Genomic DNA, 19360 nt, shown 5'->3' with positions numbered 1-19360 from the left:
ATTTGTGCCAAATTTTGTGCCGTTGTGCTTAGGTTTGCGCCTGATTTTGTGCCGGATGTGCAAAAGCTGTAATCAGGTGGTCCATCACGGTTCTGACAGCAAGGGAACGATGCTTTTGCCGTGTTGCCACAATCCACGCTGGTGCGCTTTCAAGGGGATAATCAGCTAGTATGGGAACCAGTCTGTTGGCGGCGAGATCATCTTCTATGAACATGGCTGGCAAAATGGAAATACCGGTACTGGCGAGCGTTAGGTCGCGGGCAACCAGCATGTTGCCAGCAGCAATCTGCCATTTGATGTGAATGGTATGGTCACCGGGAAAATGCCATACTGAAAGGTCTTGTCGGGTGATAATGCAATTATGTTGCATCAGGTCTTGCGGGGTGCGGGGGGTGCCTTTTGCTGCCAGATAGGTTGGCGTGGCTACAACAAGGCGGTTTATAGAGGTGAGCCGCCTTGCCATCAGGTCGCTGTCTTCCAGTTCGCCCATTCTAATCGCAATATCAACAGCGTCATTAATGATGTTAATGCGGTTTTCCGATAGTCGCAGCTCTACTTGAATATTTGGATAGCTATCAAGCAGGGCGGGTAAATGCGGGGCCACCAAATGCTGGCCCATGGCAGCAGTTGTTGTAATGCTAACCCTGCCTGAAGCGCGGTTCCCAGATTTTTCCGAAAGGGTTTGGTCTATAGCAAGGGCGGCTTCAATAGCAGGTTTTGCGCTCTGATAGAGCTTCATGCCTTCGTTTGTGAGGGATAGCGCCCGTGTGGAGCGCTGGAACAGGGTTATGCCGAGCCGGGCTTCATAGTCTGACAAGCGCCTGCTAACTGTAGATTTGGGAAGCTGAACTGCTTTGGCGGCCGCAGTAAAGCCACCGTGCTCGGCAATGGCAATGAATAAAGCAAGATCATCCAGTGAATACATATTAGCCCATTAATGGAACAATTTTGTCCAAAACCCCGCAATTGTGCCCTGATTTTACGTGTATTATAGATATATTGTAATTATTTTCAAGACAAAGGCATGGGCTTCAGAATGCAATATTCAACACCACACAGGCCGGGGGCTGCTCGGCACGGCGAAAACTTTAAGGTACGGCAGTACTCACGGCAGGCTTTTGCAGGTTTGGCAGACCCTGTCTTGCAAGTTGACTGGTTTGAAATGGCTGGTCCCACGTTTCCGCCGCACCCCCACGCAGGATTTTCTGCGGTTACGTACCTGTTTGAAGATTCCGGCAATGGTTTTATCAACCGGGACAGTATGGGCAACCAGTGTGAAATACCAGCGGGTGCCATGCATTGGAGCAGGGCATCACGCGGGCTTGTGCATGAAGAGTTTCCCATACCCGGCAAGGGGCCGGTTAAGGGTTTGCAGATCTTTATCAACATACCAGAGGCTTACCAGCTAGACCCGCCTGCCGCTTTTCATGTGCCAGAGGATGATATGGAACCGCTTGTGGGGGAAGGCTGGATAAGCCGTGTTGCGGTTAAAGGCACCACACTTGCCGGGGATAGGGAGGCGTTACCGGCCCCTGTGCTGATCGAGGAAACCCGCATTGCGGGCTATAAAGAGCGCGCCTTTGATGTGCCCACAGGGTGGGGCGGCCTTATCATCCTGCTGGAAGGAACAGCAACACTTATGGGCGGGCCAGAGCTGCAAGCGCAGCAAGCGATAGCTTTTAAGGCGGAGGAAAACGAACAGCTAGTGGTTAAGGGAGCTTCTGCCGATGTGCGGTTTGTGATTATAGCAGGAAAGCGCACGAACCAGCCGGCTTTCCAGCACGGCCCCCTTACAATGGCATCCGCAGAATTATTGCAGGGCAGGCTGGAGAGCCTGAACCGCGGCGAATTTGGCACGATATAGAACGATATAAAACGGGCCTCGAACAGGTTGACATAATATGATGAAAAAGGAGTTGAAAATGACTGACTTTACCCCCGAGAATACAGCACTTGTCCTGATTGACCACCAGATAGGCACTATGCAGTTAATCAAGAATTTAGATGTTGCCCTTGTGAAGGCTCAAACGATTGCGCTTGCAAAAATGGCCCGCATACTTGGCCTGCCCGTGGTTATTACATCCAGCCAGGAAGATTATGTTCAAGGTGCTGTTTTGCCAGAACTAGCTGAGATTTTGCCAGATGCTTTTGAGAAGCGCATACAGCGTGTTGGTATCGTGAATGCGTGGGCTGACCCGGCTTTTAAGGCAGCCGTTAAGGCTACTGGCCGCACAAACCTGATTATGGCAGGTGTTACAACAGATGTGTGCCTTATTTTCCCGGCGATTGATGCTGTGAAAGAAGGCTTTGCCGTGCAGGCAGTGATGGATGCCTCAGGTTCGCCCACGGATTTGTCAGAAGAGCTTGCCCGCACGCGCATGCATGATGCCGGTGTTGTGTTGACCGCGACAAACACACTGATAGCCGAAGTGGCGCAGGAATGGTCATCACCAAATGGTCAGCAACTGATAACGCTTTTGTTCAGTGATGTTTTTCCGGCATACGGCGCAGGTATCGCTGCTTGAGTATGAATGACCCAAGGCTATGCGACACTGTTACCACTTTACGGAAAGGACTGTGCCTTATAGGCTGTAATCCACAGTCTATAAACAGACGGTAAAGGAGAGCGCGGCATGGTTGATTTTTTGACAGCAGAAATTCTGGCCCGTGCGCAATTTGCCTTTACCGTTGCATTTCATATTATCTTTCCGGCTTTCACTATTGGCCTTGCATCCTACCTTGCTGTGCTTGAAGGGCTTTGGTTAAAGACCGGAAACGACAATTATCTGGTGGCCTTTCGGTACTGGCTTAAAATTTTTGCGGTCGCGTTTGGTATGGGGGTCGTGTCTGGGCTGGTTATGAGCTACCAGTTTGGCACGAACTGGTCTGTTTTTTCAGATAAGGCTGGCCCGGTGATTGGGCCTCTTTTAGGATATGAAGTACTTTCAGCCTTTTTCCTAGAGGCTGGTTTTCTGGGGATTATGCTGTTCGGTATGGAGCGGGTGGGCCGCCGCCTTCACTATGTTGCAACCCTTATGGTGGCATTTGGCACCCTGTTTTCTGCTTTCTGGATACTGAGCGTGAACAGCTGGATGCAAACGCCGACAGGCTATGCCTTTAATGAGGTCGGCCAGTTTGTGCCTATTGATTGGTGGGCTGTTGTTTTTAATCCCTCGTTCCCGTACCGGCTGGTACATATGGTACTTGCGGCCTACCTGACCACGGCGTTTGTTGTTGGCGGTGTTGGGGCATGGCACCTGTTGAAAGACAAAACAAACAAGCCAGCACGGATTATGTTTTCTATGGCGCTGTGGATGGCCGCTTTTGTTGCCCCTATACAGATTTTTGCTGGTGACTTGCACGGCCTGAACACGCTGGAGCACCAGCCCCGCAAAGTGGCGGCAATGGAAGGCCACTATGAGACAGGTACCAGAGTGCCGCTTATTCTATTTGGCTGGCCAGATGATGACGCAGAAAAAACAAAATATGCACTTGAAATACCGGGTATGGCGAGCCTGATTTTAAAGCATGATATAGACGGTGAAATTCAGGGCCTGAAAGATTGGCCAAAGGATGAGCGCCCCCCAACAGCTATCGTGTTTTGGGCTTTCCGCATTATGGTTGCTATTGGTTTTTTAATGGTTGGGCTTGGTGTCTGGAGCCTATGCGCCCGTTTTATAGGTAGCCTTTATGATCAGGTTTTGCTGAAAAAGGCAGCTGTTGTTATGGGGCCTATGGGGTTTGTTGCTGTGCTCGCGGGTTGGGTTGTAACCGAGGTCGGTCGTCAGCCCTATACGGTGTATGGTTTGCTGAAAACGGCAGATTCTCTTTCCCCGATTGCAGCGCCTGCTGTTGCGACATCGCTTGCGGTGTTTGCTGTGGTTTATTTTGTCGTGTTTGGGGCAGGGACTTTATATATTCTAAAGCTGATGGCCCGCACCCCCGATAACGCTTCCTCTGGCCCAGAAAGCGGTAAGCCACAACGCGCAGCCGGTACTACACCAATTGCAGCCTATGACACAGAAAAACAGGAGACCAAAAATGTTTGATCTTCCCCTGATATGGTCTTTCCTGATTGCGACAGCTATTCTGATTTACGTTATTCTTGATGGTTTTGACTTGGGCCTTGGGATTTTATTCCCCTTTCTGGAAACACACGAAGACCGTGATACGGCCATGAACTCGGTTGCGCCAGTTTGGGACGGTAATGAAACATGGCTTATTTTGGGTGGTGGTGGTTTGTTTGCAACATTCCCGCTGGCCTATGCCCTGTTGATGCCAGCGCTTTATGTGCCCATTCTGGCCATGCTTTTTGGCCTGATTTTCAGGGGGGTGGCTTTTGAGTTTCGCTGGCGTGACCCAGCCCATCGCCATTTTTGGGACTTTGCCTTTACGACAGGGTCTATCACGGCAACCTTTTCACAGGGTATTGCCCTAGGTGCTTTTATTCAGGGTGTAGATGTGGATGGCCGGGCATATGCAGGCGGCTGGTGGGACTGGCTAACCCCGTTTAGCATGCTGACGGGCTTGGCCCTGATCGCAGGGTATGCGCTTTTAGGGTCTACATGGCTTGTGATGAAAACCGAAGGGCGGCTCGGCGAAAAAGCAGTGCGCTATGCACGGGTGACAGGCGTTGCAACGGTTGCTTTTATTGCCATTATTAGCGGGGCTACCCTGTCGCTTGATCCGCGCTTTATGGCAACATGGCTTTCTTGGCCCGCCATTTTATATACGGCACCAGTGCCGTTTGCTGTTGCGTTAGCAGGCTTTATGTTGTGGCGCTTTTTGAGTGCAAAAATGGATTACAGGCCATTTTTAACCGCGATAGCCCTGTTTGTGCTGTGTTTTATTGGCCTTGGGATCAGCCTATTCCCTTATATCGTGCCGCTTGAGGTAACCATATGGGATGCAGCTGCCCCTGATGAAAGCTTGCTATTTTTGCTGGTCGGCACGGCTGTGCTGCTACCTATCATTCTGGGCTACACCGCTTATGCTTACTGGGTGTTTAGGGGTAAAATGAAACCGGGGGAAGGCTATCACTGATGCAAAAGACACAAAAACAGCACCCTTCCACCTCTAAAAAGCTGCTGTGGTTTGTTGGCCTGTGGTTTGCCAGTGTTCTGGTTCTGGCCCTTGTGGGCGGCGCCCTTAAACTGGTACTTACGCCCTAATGGGTGCAAAGCAGTTTAAAGGCTTTTACCGTCAAAGGGGTTAACCGCTAGGGCTGCTATGTCTATAGCATCAATACAGCGCACATTGAGGGCAATCATTTTGGTACCATCTGGCATGGCGCCACGGCTAAAGGACGCAACACCGCATTTCTGGCAAAAAGTGTGATGAATTCTGTGCGCACCAAATTGATAGTCTGATATTGCATCTGCCCCTTTGATGAGGGTGAAATTTGCCTCTGGCACAAATGACAGTAAATAGCCTTTTTTGCTACAAATAGAACAGTTGCAGGCAATCACATCCTTGATGTCGGCTTCCACTTCATAGTGTACGTCACCGCAGTGACAGCTTCCTGTGTGTTTCATGGTTTTCCCCCGTTTTTGTATCCTGAATTATTCTTGAACTGTTTTGGTAAATTGTCGAGCCTTTCCTTAAAATTTGAAGCTGGTGTAGCTGTTTTGCGTGACAAGGCGGGAAAGCGCGGGGTAGGCTTTGTATGAGTGAAAATTTTACCAAATGGTATGACAGTATGACCTTTCCCCTGACAGTAGCGATTGCGATGGATTCCTTTAAAGGTAGCCTTTCCTCCATCGAGGCCGCTGATGCAGTGGCGGAGGGGCTGAAAAATGTCTTCCCCGGTGCAACCTCTATTGCCGTTCCTGTTGCTGACGGAGGTGAAGGTACGGTCGATGCAGTTCTCACCGCACTTGGTGGCAAGAGGGTAGAACTAGAGGTAACAGGACCGCAAGGCACGCCTGTTGTTGCAGGGTACGGTATTACACATGACGGCGTGTTAGCTATTATTGAGATGGCCGCAGCTTCCGGCCTTACACTGATACCCAAAAATAAACGAAACCCTATGCAGGCCACGACTTTTGGCACAGGGGAACTGATCCTTGATGCGGTAAAACGCGGTGTGCAAAAAATTATTATTGGCATTGGCGGGTCTGCGACTGTTGACGGCGGCGTCGGGCTTGCGCAGGCCCTTGGTGTTGGCTTTCTGGATAAATCAGGTCAGCCTCTTGCAGCCCCATTGATGGCGGCAGATATAGGGCGTATTGCCCAGATTGATTGTTCCCAAATAGGGGAGGCAGTTCGCGTCATAGAGTTTGTCGCGGCATGCGATGTAGATAATGTGCTGTGTGGCCCGTTGGGGGCTGCTGAGGTGTTTGGCCGGCAAAAAGGTGCGACAGAGGCTGATATCGCAGTGCTGGATAAAAGCCTTCGGCAGTATGCTGAATGTATTGCGGCAACGGCAGGTATAGAGATTGCGGGCCTGCCGCGTACGGGTGCGGGCGGCGGGGTTACCGCGGCGCTGCATGCTTTTTTGGGCGCAAAGTTGCTACACGGCATAGAACTGATTATTGAGACCATTCATTTTAAAGACCAAATTGGTGCGGCTGATATGGTTGTTACAGGCGAAGGCTTTATCGATAGCCAGACGGTTTTTGGTAAAACGCCGGTTGGTATTGCAAAGGCCGCTAAAGAACTGGGCATGCCTGTTGTGGCGATTGGCGGGCAGGTGGCAGCATGCGCGGTGGATGTGTACCGGCACGGGGTCGACTGTCTGGAAAGTGCCTATACAGAAGATATTGGTGTTGATGCGGCGATGGCGAATGCACGGGGTGCTTTGGTGCAGGCATCAGAGCGCAGCTTCCGGCAGATCAGGCTTGGGTATCAGTTAGGCATAAAAAAATAGCTGTTAAAAGATTTGTGAGTTTTCGTGCAGGCGAAAATGTGGCACACATAAAATAACAGTGGTCATTTTAGCCTAAATCTTCAGTTTCAGTGGTATTCATGGAATCGCTTCTTTTATTTACCTCAGGTATTGCGGTTATCAGCATACTTATGGTGCCCGTATCGGCTAAGGTTCGGGCGCCCATCCTGCTATTGTTTTTAGGGCTTGGTGTGTTTCTGGGGGAAGATGGCCCCGGCCAGATTTATTTTGATAGTTTTGATCTGGTCTACAGCCTTGGTTCTGTGTGCCTTGCTATTATTCTGTTATTTGGCGGGCTTGATATTAAATTAGCGGAACTGAAAACCGCAGTACGTCCGGCAGGGGTGTTGGCAACCGTGGGGGTTGTGTTAACCGCCGCTATTGTCGGTGTGCTTTATGCACTTATTTTTGATGCCCCCTTGGTGGAAGGCCTGCTTCTGGGGGCTGTGGTTGGCTCAACCGATGCGGCGGCAACCTTTATGCTACTGTCGCAGAGTGGGGTAAAACTGCAAGGGCGGCTGAAGGAAACCTTGTTTATCGAATCTGGCTTGAACGACCCCATTGCTATCTTTCTAACTGTTACGTTTGTCGGGCTGGTAGATGCAGACCTGCCACTAAGCTGGGATGCCATCATTGCATCGGTGCCGCTGTTTTTTCAGCAAATAGGCTTGGGCGCGGTGGGCGGTGTTTTGGGCGGTGTTGCTGTGTCGCGCATTAGCAGCAAGGTGCAGTTGCCGCGCGGGCTAAACTCGCCCTTTTTTCTGGTGGCGGGTCTTTTTACATATGCGCTTGTTGCCCTTGTTGGCGGGTCCGGTTTCCTTGCCATATACCTTTACGGCGTTGTGGTTGCCAACTATTCAGAAAAAGCCCACGAAGGCTTGATCCATTTTCACGAAGGGCTGGCGTGGCTTGCACAGATTGCCATGTTTGTCATGCTAGGCCTGCTTGTAACCCCCAGCGCTTTGCCAGAGGTGTTGCTGGTCGGTATTGTGATGGCGGCTGTGCTTATGTTCCTCGCACGGCCCCTTGCTGTTATGGCTTGCCTCGCGCCGTTTGGCTTTTCCACAAAAGAACAGCTTTATGTTGGCTGGGTCGGCTTGCGCGGCGCAGTGCCTATTTTCCTTGCTATCATTCCGGTTATTAGCCCCGGCCCACTAACACCGCAGTTCTTTAATATCGTTTTTATTATTGTGGTGGCATCGCTTGTGTTGCAGGGCTGGACCGTATCTGGTGCGGCGCACATATTTGGGGTAACCGAAAAAGATACCCCTAAAGAATAACTCGCGCGCGTGTTATTTTGCCCCGTACGGGTGCAATAAAGCCTCACTTTCGCTGGTAAAGTGTCTCTAAGTCATTTGGTTGCTTTGACAATTTTTTATCTCTAGTTTAATGATTCTTATGTGACATGGTTACTTTTTGGGTAATTTTGTCATGAAGCTAATTGCCAGAAGTGTTCACTGTGCCTGTTTTGGGGGCGCAGATGAGAGGGCATGTAGGCCCGTTTCCACCCAGTTTAAATGATCACAGGTACCATGCCCATGGATAATGGATACGCAAACTTTGAGGTGAAACTGAGTACGCTAATCGAGCAGATATACCCTGATGAAAACACAGGGCAACTGATCGACAGGATTGTGCAGACATTTTGGCCCATGGGGCTTGAGCAGATGGTGCCTGAACGCTTGCCGGGAAACAGCTTGTGGTCAGAAGATGATATTCTGGTCATAACCTACGGTAATTCGGTGGTTGATGGTACCTACAAGCCCCTTGATCTGTTACACGATTTCTTGAAACGTTATCTAACTGACATGGTCAGCGGTGTTCATATATTGCCGTTTTTCCCCTACACATCTGATGATGGTTTTGCCGTAACGGATTACTGCGCCGTGAACGGATTGCTGGGTGACTGGGAAGACATTAACCGTATTGCAGGCGAATTTAAGCTTATGTCTGATCTGGTGCTGAACCATGTATCAAGCCAGAGCAACTGGTTTAATGACTATCTGCAAGGCCATGAACCATATGACAGGTTTTTCTATGAAGCATTGCCTTCAGATGACCTGAGCGAAGTGGTTAGGCCGCGCACAAGCCCGCTTCTTCGTAAAGTTGAAACAAAGAATGGCCCGCGTCATGTGTGGTGTACCTTTAGCCATGATCAGGTGGACCTCAACTTTAAAAACCCAGATGTGCTGGTAGAGTTTTTGCGCATCATGCGGCTGCATATTGATAATGGTGTGCGTATTTTACGGCTTGATGCAGTGGCCTTCCTGTGGAAGGAAATTGGCACAAACTGCGTTCATTTACCTGAAACCCATGCTGTTGTGCGGCTCATGCGCCTGCTGCTTGATTATACCGATGAAGAAGTGGTGCTGCTGACCGAAACCAATGTGCCAAATGCGGAAAACCTTTCTTATTTTGGGAACAGGAATGAAGCCCATGCGATTTATAACTTTTCGCTGCCGCCCCTGATCTTGCATGCGCTGCTGACGGGTACCTCGCAGCACCTTATTCGCTGGCAAATGGCCATGCCACCTGCGCAGCTTGGCTGTGCTTACCTGAACTTTACCGCGTCGCATGACGGTATTGGGATGCGCCCGGCAGAGGGCCTGCTATCTGAGGCTGAGATAGATAGCGTAATTGGGGCGGTTAAATCCTTTGGCGGGCTTGTGAGCATGCGTTCGCTGCCAGATGGGACAGAGCGACCGTACGAGTTGAATATCACTTTTTTCGAAGCCATGAAAGGCACGGTTGAAGGGGTGGATGCGTTTCAGATGGAGCGGTTCCTGTGTAGTCAAACCATTATGATGGCACTTGAGGGGATCCCCGCTTTTTATATCCACTCTCTTGTTGCTACCCCAAATGACTATGAAGGGGTGGAAAAATCAAACCACAACCGGGCAATAAACCGGCACCGGTGGGACTATCCTGAACTCCGTGAAAAGCTGGATGATGCCTCTAGCATGCAGGCGAGAGTATATGCCGCCCTTAAAGGGCGTATGGCGATCCGCCGGAAACAGCCTGCGTTTCACCCTAATGCAACACAGTTTACCATGCAGCTTGGGGATAAAATATTTGCCTTCTGGCGGCAAAGCATGAACCGTGACCAGTCTATTTTTGCGCTGCATAATGTGAGCAGGGAGGAGGTTCTGGTGTCGGCTGTGTCTATTAACCTGATTGGCGGCGAAAACTGGTATGACCTGCTAACAGGTGAAAAGATTGCCGCTGATAGCGGCGATATCGTTTTTGCCCCCTATCAGTGCCGCTGGATTACCAACCGTAACTAGGTTTTTAGGCAAAGTCGCGGTTGTCTTCTTTCACAGCCTCTATCATGTCGCGCATTAGGTCTGGGTCGGCAGATTGAACCCGGCTCCAGTTCGCGATGAACGGGGTTTCCATTGGGTTTTCAAGAAAAGTAATGCCTGCTTCAACAATGTTGGAGGCAAATAGCTCTACGGTGCGTTCTTCTGTATGCCGGTCTACGCGCAGGCCGTTCATAACGGCATCGTTATAGTATGTTTCGATCATATCAAGGGCGATACGGTAATAGGTTGCCTTGAGCGTTCTAAAGGTTTCGTGGCTGAAAATGGTGCCATCTGTTGCGAGTTTTCTAAAAAGCGCTTTGCAGATATCTATCGACATGCGGGATAGCCCTTTTGTGGCGTCTTCTTCTGAGAGCGGTTGGTGCTTATGGTCGTATGCATCTGCAATTTCAACCTGACACACGGCCTTTTCACTGAGGTTGCGCCACACTTCAGATAGCACGCCGATCTCCAGCCCCCAGTCTGAGGGGATGCGCATGTCTGGCAAAATCTGGGTACGCATGGCAAATTCGCCTGCAAGTGGGTAGCGGAACGAGCGCAAGTAGCTAAGGTAATTACGGTCACCAATTGTGCGTTTCAGCGCCATTAGTAACGGGGTAACAAGAAGCCTTGTAACCCTACCGTTCATTTTGCCGTCTGCAAGACGTGGGTAAAAGCCTTTACAAAACTGATAGGAAAAGCCGGGGTTTGCCACGGGGTATACAAGGCGGGCTAGCATTTCTTTTGAATAGGTAAGTATATCGCAGTCGTGCAAAGCAACAACGGCGCTGTTTTGCTGTGCCAGAGTGTAGCCAATGCAAAACCATACATTGCGACCTTTACCCGCTTCTATGGGTGATAGACCCGCTTTTTCGAGCCGGTCACTCACGGCTTTCATTCTGGGGCCATCATTCCACAGCACGCTGTGCTTTTGCGGCAGGCGGGCAAAATATTTTTTGGCAAAGCGATATTCAGCTTCATTGGCGCGGTCTAGCCCAATCACAATGTGGCTAATGAACTTCACTTTGGAAAGCTCATCGAGAATGTTTTTAAGGGCAACACCTTCAAGCTCGGAAAACAGCGAAGGCAAAATTAATGTAATCTTGCGGGTTTTGGAAAATATTTCCAGCTCCCGTTCCAGTTTTTCAGGCTTTACAGAATGAAGGTTATGTAGGGTTGCTACATTGCCATTTTGGTGAAAATCTGCCATGCTTTCGCCCTCCGCTCAATACTGTTCCTATGCTTTATAAGAGTATAAATTCATTTCGTGAAGTATTGATAACACAGAATAAGCCCAGCCTTCCGGCCCGGGTTTATCTGACCGCCTTATGGTGCCGGTTTGCTCGCCTTGCAGAGGCGCAATTTTAGTGCCGTGCGGATTTTTTATAATAACCCCGATGTCAGCGGCTTCCAGCATTTCAATATCATTAGGTGCGTCGCCTAGCGCAAGCGACGGCGGGCGTGTTGTATCCGTTGTGTATCTGTCAAGTATTTGCCCCATTTTCACACCTTTTGTTCCCCCATATGACAAGGTGAGGAACCTGCCGCCATGCCGGGCGGAAATATTATGGTTGGTTAAATGTTGAATAAAGGAAGCCAGTTCCTTTTCGGTGCCTGACCATAGACCAGGTTCAGAGAACTGCCGCTTTGATGCCTGTTGTGCTTCGTGGGTGGGTAGGCCGGTTTTTGCCGTAATCTCAGCAACCGTCCAATCGCCAAAGCCTTGGTAAAGCCTACGCAGATGGGGCGGCAAGGCCTGCACGGTATTTCTCAGTTTTTTGTATACGGTTTGGTCAATGCTTTTGGTGTCAAAGGGGCCAGCGGGTAATAAACCACTGCCGTTTTCAATAATCGCGGGGCAATGGGTGAAGCCCATTTTTTCTCGAAGGGTGGCTATTTCAACGGCAGTTTTACTGCTGGCAAGCACAAGGGGAATGCCGCGTGCCTTTAGGATTTCAAAGGCAGGTTTAGCAGCCTCAAACCCGTAAGTTTCATGGTCAAGCAGTGTGCCATCTAGATCAGAAAATATCACAAGAGGTACTGTCATACGATCGTAGTTTACGGGGTTTGCCGGGTCTGTCAAAATTTATGTTTAAATTTACACGAACATATGTTCGGAATTTTCTGGACCTTACTTTGTAAAGCGACTATAAATTTCGAAATTATGTACCGCAGCGAAACTATGATGGGATTGAGCATGAAGAAAATGGGTTTATGGCATCTTATACTGGTTCCATTTTTAATCATGTTGAATGGGGCAGCAGGTTTGGCTGAGGCGGGGGATACCCAGTGGCCGCTTTTTGGAGGCAGCTACGGCGGCAGCCAGTATTCCCCCCTTGACCAAATCACGACCAAGAATGTTGATGACCTTGAAGTTGCCTGGGTGCATCACTCAGGTGATTTGATTGTTGCAAAAGATAAACGCTTTTCTACCGGGTATGAAGTACACCCCATTCATGCCAATGGCAGTATTTATTATTGTACACCGTTGAACCGTATTTTTTCGTTAGACCCGGCAACAGGTAAAGAAAAATGGGTGTTTGACCCCCACGCTGTGCAGGAAGAAACTGGCGAGCCTTTGATCACTCAGAAAAAGTTCCCGGCTTATTGCCGTGGTGTTTCTTACTGGGAAGCAAAAGAAAAGGTGGCGGGGGAACCGTGCCAGAAGCGTATTTTCCGAAACGATAACTATGGTCATCTGTTCGCGGTTGATGCGGATACAGGCAAAGCTTGTAAGGATTTTGGCGCAGCAAAAGGCCACCCGGGCTATGTTACAAACTGGGATTATAATGTAAACGGGTCAGACAATTACCGGGGTACTGCGACACCGCCCGGTGTGGTGGGTGATTTGGTGATTGGTGCTTCTGGAGCGAATGATAGCAATGCCAATGCCAATGATGGTATTGTGCGGGCATATGATGTGCGCACAGGCGATATGGTCTGGGACTTTAACCCTATTCCGGAGCAATACCGTGATCAAACAGGCGCGGGTAATGTGTGGGCGCCGATTGTTGCTGACGAGAAAAACGGCCTCGTATTCCTGCCAACAACGAGCCCTTCACCAGATTATTTTGGCGGTACACGGGCAGAAATGGATATGCCGCTGACAAGTGCTTTGGTTGCGGTGGATGCCAAAACCGGCGCAGTGAAATGGTCTTTCCAGACCGTGCATCATGATGTGTTTGATTATGATAACGGCGCGCACCCCTTGCTGGTTACAATCCAGAAAGACGGCAAGCCCCGTGATGTAGCTATTCTACAAACCAAAATGGGCTGGGTTTTTGTGTTTGACCGTGTCACCGGGGAAGCTATCTGGCCTATTGAAGAAGTGCCTGTGCCGCAGTCTACGGTGCCGGGTGAAAAAACATCACCCACACAGCCGGTGCCGCAAGGGATTGAACCCTTTGCCTTGCAAGGTGTAACCCGGGAAGATATGTGGGGCCTTACCCCTTTTGATAAAGCATGGTGCGAAGATAAGTTCGATACGCTGCACTATAAAGGCATGTATACCCCGCCGAGCAAAAAGGGTGCAATCGCAAGTCCGGGGCCGTTTGGTGGCGGCAACTGGGGCGGGGCTAGTTATGACCCCACCACAAATCAGTTGATTGTTAAATCGCAGAATTTGCCCATGATTTTAACCCTGACTCCACAAAATGAAATGCCAGAGGAAACGGCTTCGACCTTCTCCAGCAGGCCGCTTGTGGGCACCAATTATTATTTTCAGGGTGAAGTGTTCCTCTCCCCGCTTGGTATACCGTGCGGCAAGCCTGCGTGGGGTACACTTACGGCCCTTGATATGGATACCGGTAAGAAAAACTGGCAGGTGCCACTGGGGCAGGCACGGCGCTTTGGTGTGAATTTGCCAGAATTTTTAGGCTGGGGGTCTGCAAACGTGGGTGGCCCGATCACTACAGCAGGCGGCCTTACCTTCATCGCGGCAACAATGGACGAAAAAATCCGTGCTTTTGATACAAAAACAGGCGAAATACTTTGGTCAGACGGCTTGCCTGCTGCGGGGCCTTCAGTTCCGATGACCTATATGGCAGGGGGGCGGCAGTTTGTCGTCACAACAGCAGGCGGCGTGGCGCGGCTGTATGACAACCTATCTGATGCGCTGGTTGCTTATGCTTTGCCGAAATAAGCTTTAATTTCAGGGAATGCCCATTCAGGTGGGCATGCCTACTTATGCACAAATAGTCACCGCTATCCTGCCTATGTGGGGTGGCGGTTTTTTTATTGTGCGTTTCGCGGTGTTATATCGAGGTTGGCCCCAGTACCCATATTGGGTGGGATGCATCCGTGATAGGCAATAAAAAAAGCCGAGGCAATGCCCCGGCTTTTGTGTTTTGATTGTGTTAAACCCCGTTTAGTGGGCTTTTTCTTTAAAGCGAACTTCGCCTTCAACCGCTCCTTCAGTGCGCAGTGCATGGGCATCTGCAATAAGGAAGGCATGGATGGCTTCAGCGTCTTCTTCGCTCAGAAGGTCAGCAAAGCTTGCCATGCCCGCGTATGAATAGGCCCCGCCCAAGAGGATATTTTTAAAATTCTCATGGGTGGCTGGGGCCATGTTCCACAGGTTCGGGTATGATCCTTCAGAGCCCCGGTAAGAATGGCACCGCGCGCAGTTACCATTTTCAAAAAACAGTTCTTCCCCGCGTGCGATCACCTCTGCGCTCGCGGTGGTCATGGCGGGCAGGGGTTCTTCTGCGGGCCATGTTTTAGCGGGTGGCATGGTTACATCAGTACCACCCAGCTTGAACACAAACAGGGTTTCGGGGTTTTCATATTTTTTGGCAGCGGATTCGTCTGGGAAGTATGCGCTTTCAGAACCGCCTAGCCCGCCGAGCACTGCAACATATTGTATGCCGTCTATCATATAGGTCATGGGCGGCGCGAGCATGGCAATGCCGGTGTTGATTTCTTTTAGAACGGCTCCGGTGGCGGCATCATATACCCGGAAGATACCATCAACAGCGCCCTGCATAATCAGGCCGGCTTCGGTGGAAAGAATACCGCCTGACCACCATGTTTGGGGCTTTGATTGCCACACCACTTTTTGGGCGACCGGGTCCCATGCTTTCAAAACGCTTTCCATACGCGGGGCAAAATCATTCACGCCTGCCAGTTTATCATCGCCTTCATCTGCGAACGGGGGCATTAATGGTGGGCCTTTGCCTTCGTTCAGGCTACCGGGTTTATAGTCAACCTTGCTGTAGGCCACATATTTCATTGGCGCTTCTAGTGCAGGAATATATGTCAGGCCAGTTACCGGGCTGTATGCCATGGGCTGCCAGTTATGAGCACCGGATACAGACGGCCAGATGATGGTTGCTTCATCGCGGAAATCAAGCCGTTCATCCAGCACAGGTTTGCCAGTTGCCATATCAACATGGGTGGCCCATGTAACAGTAGTGAATTTGTCGGCAGAGAGCAGCTCGCCTGTTGCACGGTCAATCACATAATAGAAGCCGTTCTTCGGTGCCTGCATAATCACCTTACGGTCTTTGCCTTCGATATTCAGCGTTGCCATGATCATATTCTGGGTGGAGCCAAAATCCCAACTATCGCCCGGGGTGGTTTGGTAATGCCAAACCCGGCGACCGGTTTTATTATCAATCGCCACGATGGACGAAAGATAAAGGTTGTCGCCTTCATTCACGGGATCCCGCAGCCATGTGGGGTGTGGAACGCCGTTACTAGTGCCAGCATAGACAATATCCAGCTCTGGATCATAAACAATGCTGTCATACGCGCCGCCGCCAAGACCAAGGTCCCACCGGGCTTGGTCGCCCCATGTTTCACGGGCGAGGGTAATATCGGGTGTTTCATCGCCGTTTATCGCAGGGTCACCCGGAACGGTATAAAAGCGCCACACAAGCGCGCCGGTTTTCTGGTTATAAGCAGAAATATAACCGCGAATATCCATATCGCTGCCACCGTGGCTGATAATCACGTTGCCATTTGCCAGTGCGGGTGCCCCGGTTACAGAATAGCTTCGTGTACGGTCTATTAGGGTGTCCGTCCGCCATTTACGCTCCCCGGTTTTAATGTCAACGGCATCAAGGTAGCCGTCAACCACGCCGACAAACAGGGTATCACCTTCAATGGCGGCGCCTTTGTTGTTTACATCACAGCAGGTCTTGCGTGCCCAGCCGCCCTCAACCTCTGGATCATAAACCCATAGTTCTTTGCCGCTTACGGCATCAACCGCATAAACCACACTCCAAGGCCCTGTGAAATACATCACACCGTCTACCACTAGCGGGGTGCCTTGGTTGCCGCGGTGAACCCGGCCGCGTACAATAAAGTCATCAAATTTCCAGGCAAGGCCTAGGTCCGTGACTGTGTCTTTGTTGATTTGGGCTAGGGGGCTGTGGCGCTGTGCCATTTCCGTGCCGCCTACTGTAGCCCATTCCACAGTGGTTTGCGCTGCATTTGTTGTGGGCGCTTTTTCCTGTTCACCGCAACCTGCAAGGGCCGCACTAACAGCCATAGCTGCTAGCAGTGGTACCGTACGCCAATATTGTGGGCGTGGTGTTTTTATGATCATTTCATGTCTCTCTTTCCTTCGCTGTCCATTTATTGCAGTGCATGAGGCATGTCCCATTGAGGTTGTTTTTTAATGTGGCTGCGGTGCGCTTTGGTGCACACTATGTTGATCATTGATGATGAAAGCCCGCAATGCGGCAGTATCAGCGGCTGACATAATGTCATTAAACTGCGGCATACCGCTGTATGCATATGCGCCGTTCAATACAATTTCATCAAATGCTTCAAGGGTGTGTGGGGCCATATTCCATAGATTGGGGTAGCCGTTTTCAGCACCCCGGAAAGCATGACATTTACCACAGTTTAGCATGAATAGATCGCGGCCCTTAGTAAGGGTTTCTGTTGTTACTTTTGGCATTGGTGGTAGGGGCTGTATAGCATCCGGCACCAAACGGGGCGGAATGGGTATGTCACCGCCAGCCAGCTTAAACACCAGTAACTGGGTCTTGTTTTCATATTCCAGTGCTGCAACGCCGGGCAGGTAGCGCTTGATGCCGCCGCCAAAGCCGGTTGCGACGGCAAGATACTGTATACCGTCTATTTCATAGGTTATAGGGGCGGCAATAATACCAACACCAAGGAATATTTCTTTTATAATTTTGCCGGTTTGCGCATTTCTGGCGATAAGGTAGCCATCAGCCGTTCCCTGAATGACAAGGTTGCCCGATGTGGTTAGCACCCCTCCACTCCACCATGGTCGTGGCTCGGATTTCCATACAGCTTTTTGGGCAACAGGGTCCCACGCGGTGAGGATGCTTTGAAAAACCCCTTCGGCTGCTGGTGTGCCGGGACGCGGCGGGCTTGCCTGGGCACCGACAAGCGCGGTCGCAGCCTGATAGGTTAGTTGTTTTTCTTGCGAAAATGTCATGGGTAACTCAAGCACGGGGATATATACCAGTTTTGTGTCCAGGCTGTAGGCCATGGGCTGCCAATTATGGCCGCCTGCTGTTGATGGCCATATGGTTTGGCTGGTCTGACTGTAATTTGCCGTGGGGTTCATCACTGGCCTGCCGGTCGCCATGTCAATTTTGTCAGCCCAAGTAACATGGGTATATTTCTCAGCAGACAGCAGTTCACCGGTTTCGCGGTCCAAAATATAAAAGAAACCATTTTTGGGCGCCTGCATAATCACCTTGCGGGCGCGGCCGTTTATGTCCAGATCGGCTAGTATCATATTCTGGGTGGCTGTATAGTCCCAGCTATCGGCGGGGGTGGTTTGGTAATGCCATTTCATGCGGCCTGTGCTGGCATCTAGGGCGACAATAGATGAAAGATAGAGATTATCACCGCCGCCGGGACTTCTGAGCCATACAGGCCACGGTGAGCCGTTACCAACACCTATATAAAGCAGGTTCAGGTCGGGGTCATAAGTCATTGAATCCCAAACAGTACCGCCGCCGCCAATATCCCACCGGCTATTTGTAGCCCATGTTTTGCGGGCTGCAGCCAGTTCTGGGTTTTCGTCAGGCTTTGCTGGGTCACCGGGTACGGTATAAAAACGCCAAGCCTGTTTGCCTGTTTCTATGTCATAGGCTGTTACATAGCCCCTGACACCCATTTCAGCGCCGCCGTTTCCGATAACGACAAGATTACCGGCAATACGGGGCGCACCGGTAATTGAATAGGCGCGGGTACGGTCAATCAAGGTGTCTGTGCGGCGTATAAGCTTACCTGTTGCGGCGTCAAGCGTGTCAAGGTAACCATCAAGCGTGCCTATGAACACCTTGCCATTTGCAAAAGCCACTCCGCGGTTAACTGCGTCACAGCAAGTGTTGCGCATCCAGTTGCCATCAACATTAGGGTCATAGTCCCATATAAGGGATCCCGTTTTGGCATTGAGCGCGTAAACCGTGCTCCATGGGCCGCTAATATACATAATGTCATTTATTACAAGCGGGGTGGTTTCATTGCCGCGAGCTACACGCCCTCGTATCAAGTAATCACCAAATGCCCATGCAAGGCCAAGGTCTGTAATGCTCTCTGTATTAAGGGTGTCTAACCTTGAATAACGTGTGCTATTGAATGGGCCATCGTGTAAGGGCCAGTCAGCGCTATTTTGGTCTGGTGAGAGATAAGACTTTTCGCTGGTAGGGATGCCATACTGTACCGGATGGGGCCTTAATAGAATAAAGGCTGAAACTGCCAGCAAGCTTAAAAACACTATAACTGCTATGGTTCTAAAACAATTGAACCGTGTATAAAAGGAACGTTTCATGAATGGTTCAGGCCTTGTTGTTGTAGTGCAGGGTGGCTAGTTTTTGTTAATAATTTCGATATTTTATTAAAGCTAAGGGAGTTTTAGGCGAAATTTAACCGAAAATTAGCAGATATTCGCTATAATCCGAACATATATTCGAAATAATTACGATATTTATTTCGAGAGAGCAAGGCAAACTTGTGTTTTTCAGTGATTTTGCCGTGATGAGATTCACACACTGCCACGTCTTAAAAGCCTGATTTTCAGTGTTTTATAATGACATTTTTATTTATCATCCTATAGTCAGCCGCAGAAATTGGAGATTCTGCTAAGGCTTGGCAGATAAGGCTTGCAGGGCCTGTCTCCTGCGCCGGGCTTGTGCTATGGGTGGTATCAAGCTAGTCTGATTGATGGGAAGTTGTCAGGGTG

Annotated in this window: 15 protein-coding genes; 9 read left to right on the top strand and 6 right to left on the bottom strand. The window is 50.2% G+C overall.

Annotation, left to right across the window (positions count from 1 at the left end):
* Positions 1–28 precede the first annotated feature (28 nt).
* Positions 29–925: a LysR family transcriptional regulator gene (locus ICL80_RS14690; protein ID WP_194213486.1), complete on the bottom strand. Its 897-nt coding sequence runs from the start codon at positions 923–925 to the stop codon at positions 29–31.
* 111 nt (positions 926–1036) lie between these two features.
* Between ICL80_RS14690 and ICL80_RS14685 the strand changes: the two genes are divergently transcribed.
* The 5 genes from ICL80_RS14685 (at position 1037) to ICL80_RS14665 (ending at position 5171) form a co-directional block, all read left to right on the top strand.
* A complete protein-coding gene (locus ICL80_RS14685) occupies positions 1037–1864 on the top strand; it encodes a pirin family protein (RefSeq protein WP_194213485.1) in 828 nt (275 codons plus the stop codon).
* Positions 1865–1922: 58 nt separating this feature from the next.
* Positions 1923–2525: an isochorismatase family protein gene (locus tag ICL80_RS14680; RefSeq protein ID WP_194213484.1), complete on the top strand. Its 603-nt coding sequence runs from the start codon at positions 1923–1925 to the stop codon at positions 2523–2525.
* Positions 2526–2633: 108 nt separating this feature from the next.
* The gene (locus ICL80_RS14675; RefSeq protein WP_194213483.1) at positions 2634–4049 is read left to right on the top strand and encodes a cytochrome ubiquinol oxidase subunit I; all 1416 of its coding nucleotides are present in this window, start codon (positions 2634–2636) and stop codon (positions 4047–4049) included.
* Positions 4042–5043, top strand: coding sequence for a cytochrome d ubiquinol oxidase subunit II (gene cydB / locus ICL80_RS14670; RefSeq protein WP_194213482.1), 1002 nt, complete (start codon positions 4042–4044; stop codon positions 5041–5043). Before ICL80_RS14675 ends, cydB begins: the two co-directional genes overlap by 8 nt.
* On the top strand, positions 5043–5171 hold the full coding sequence (locus ICL80_RS14665; protein WP_194213481.1) for a DUF2474 family protein: 129 nt from the start codon (positions 5043–5045) through the stop codon (positions 5169–5171). The genes cydB and ICL80_RS14665 overlap by 1 nt, the downstream gene beginning before the upstream one ends.
* A gap of 15 nt (positions 5172–5186) precedes the next feature.
* On the opposite strand, the gene ICL80_RS14660 is transcribed toward ICL80_RS14665, so the two are convergent.
* Positions 5187–5534 (bottom strand): GFA family protein, encoded by a 348-nt coding sequence (locus ICL80_RS14660; protein WP_194213480.1) that lies wholly within the window; start codon positions 5532–5534, stop codon positions 5187–5189.
* Positions 5535–5665: 131 nt separating this feature from the next.
* Here ICL80_RS14660 and ICL80_RS14655 point away from each other — a divergent pair, with 131 nt between their 5' ends.
* The 3 genes from ICL80_RS14655 to ICL80_RS14645 all read left to right on the top strand — a co-directional run bounded on the left by ICL80_RS14655 (position 5666) and on the right by ICL80_RS14645 (position 10170).
* Positions 5666–6868: a glycerate kinase gene (locus ICL80_RS14655; RefSeq protein WP_228073582.1), complete on the top strand. Its 1203-nt coding sequence runs from the start codon at positions 5666–5668 to the stop codon at positions 6866–6868.
* A gap of 98 nt (positions 6869–6966) precedes the next feature.
* Entirely contained in the window at positions 6967–8166 is a 1200-nt protein-coding gene (locus ICL80_RS14650; RefSeq protein WP_194213479.1) for a potassium/proton antiporter, read from the top strand.
* A gap of 258 nt (positions 8167–8424) precedes the next feature.
* Entirely contained in the window at positions 8425–10170 is a 1746-nt protein-coding gene (locus ICL80_RS14645; protein ID WP_194213478.1) for a sugar phosphorylase, read from the top strand.
* A 4-nt stretch (positions 10171–10174) separates the two neighbouring features.
* On the opposite strand, the gene ICL80_RS14640 is transcribed toward ICL80_RS14645, so the two are convergent.
* Positions 10175–11395 carry a glycosyltransferase family protein gene (locus ICL80_RS14640; RefSeq protein WP_194213477.1) on the bottom strand — a complete coding sequence of 407 codons (1221 nt, stop codon included), beginning with the start codon at positions 11393–11395 and terminating at the stop codon, positions 10175–10177.
* 27 nt (positions 11396–11422) lie between these two features.
* Positions 11423–12268: an HAD-IIB family hydrolase gene (locus ICL80_RS14635; protein ID WP_228073579.1), complete on the bottom strand. Its 846-nt coding sequence runs from the start codon at positions 12266–12268 to the stop codon at positions 11423–11425.
* A 114-nt stretch (positions 12269–12382) separates the two neighbouring features.
* On the opposite strand from ICL80_RS14635, the gene ICL80_RS14630 reads away from it, so the two are divergent.
* Positions 12383–14326: a pyrroloquinoline quinone-dependent dehydrogenase gene (locus ICL80_RS14630; RefSeq protein WP_194213476.1), complete on the top strand. Its 1944-nt coding sequence runs from the start codon at positions 12383–12385 to the stop codon at positions 14324–14326.
* Between the two features lie 225 nt (positions 14327–14551).
* On the opposite strand, the gene ICL80_RS14625 is transcribed toward ICL80_RS14630, so the two are convergent.
* Together ICL80_RS14625 and ICL80_RS14620 are read right to left on the bottom strand one after the other, a co-directional pair.
* Entirely contained in the window at positions 14552–16735 is a 2184-nt protein-coding gene (locus tag ICL80_RS14625) for a PQQ-dependent dehydrogenase, methanol/ethanol family (RefSeq protein WP_194213475.1), read from the bottom strand.
* A gap of 69 nt (positions 16736–16804) precedes the next feature.
* The gene (locus ICL80_RS14620) at positions 16805–18949 is read right to left on the bottom strand and encodes a PQQ-dependent dehydrogenase, methanol/ethanol family (RefSeq protein WP_194213474.1); all 2145 of its coding nucleotides are present in this window, start codon (positions 18947–18949) and stop codon (positions 16805–16807) included.
* Positions 18950–19360: the final 411 nt, after the last annotated feature.

The organism is Kordiimonas pumila (assembly GCF_015240255.1).
In the GTDB taxonomy this organism is placed as follows: Bacteria; Pseudomonadota; Alphaproteobacteria; order Sphingomonadales; family Kordiimonadaceae; genus Kordiimonas; species Kordiimonas pumila.
This window is presented reverse-complemented; position numbering and strand designations above follow the sequence as displayed.

What these genes read in the sequence shown, in the direction of transcription:
- ICL80_RS14690 (WP_194213486.1), bottom strand. Translation starts at nt 925, where the DNA reads ATGTATTCACTGGATGATCTTGCTTTATTCATTGCCATTGCCGAGCAC.
- ICL80_RS14685 (WP_194213485.1), top strand. Translation starts at nt 1,037, where the DNA reads ATGCAATATTCAACACCACACAGGCCGGGGGCTGCTCGGCACGGCGAA.
- ICL80_RS14680 (WP_194213484.1), top strand. Translation starts at nt 1,923, where the DNA reads ATGACTGACTTTACCCCCGAGAATACAGCACTTGTCCTGATTGACCAC.
- ICL80_RS14675 (WP_194213483.1), top strand. Translation starts at nt 2,634, where the DNA reads ATGGTTGATTTTTTGACAGCAGAAATTCTGGCCCGTGCGCAATTTGCC.
- cydB (WP_194213482.1), top strand. Translation starts at nt 4,042, where the DNA reads ATGTTTGATCTTCCCCTGATATGGTCTTTCCTGATTGCGACAGCTATT.
- ICL80_RS14665 (WP_194213481.1), top strand. Translation starts at nt 5,043, where the DNA reads ATGCAAAAGACACAAAAACAGCACCCTTCCACCTCTAAAAAGCTGCTG.
- ICL80_RS14660 (WP_194213480.1), bottom strand. Translation starts at nt 5,534, where the DNA reads ATGAAACACACAGGAAGCTGTCACTGCGGTGACGTACACTATGAAGTG.
- ICL80_RS14655 (WP_228073582.1), top strand. Translation starts at nt 5,666, where the DNA reads ATGAGTGAAAATTTTACCAAATGGTATGACAGTATGACCTTTCCCCTG.
- ICL80_RS14650 (WP_194213479.1), top strand. Translation starts at nt 6,967, where the DNA reads ATGGAATCGCTTCTTTTATTTACCTCAGGTATTGCGGTTATCAGCATA.
- ICL80_RS14645 (WP_194213478.1), top strand. Translation starts at nt 8,425, where the DNA reads ATGGATAATGGATACGCAAACTTTGAGGTGAAACTGAGTACGCTAATC.
- ICL80_RS14640 (WP_194213477.1), bottom strand. Translation starts at nt 11,395, where the DNA reads ATGGCAGATTTTCACCAAAATGGCAATGTAGCAACCCTACATAACCTT.
- ICL80_RS14630 (WP_194213476.1), top strand. Translation starts at nt 12,383, where the DNA reads ATGAAGAAAATGGGTTTATGGCATCTTATACTGGTTCCATTTTTAATC.
- ICL80_RS14625 (WP_194213475.1), bottom strand. Translation starts at nt 16,735, where the DNA reads ATGATCATAAAAACACCACGCCCACAATATTGGCGTACGGTACCACTG.
- ICL80_RS14620 (WP_194213474.1), bottom strand. Translation starts at nt 18,949, where the DNA reads ATGAAACGTTCCTTTTATACACGGTTCAATTGTTTTAGAACCATAGCA.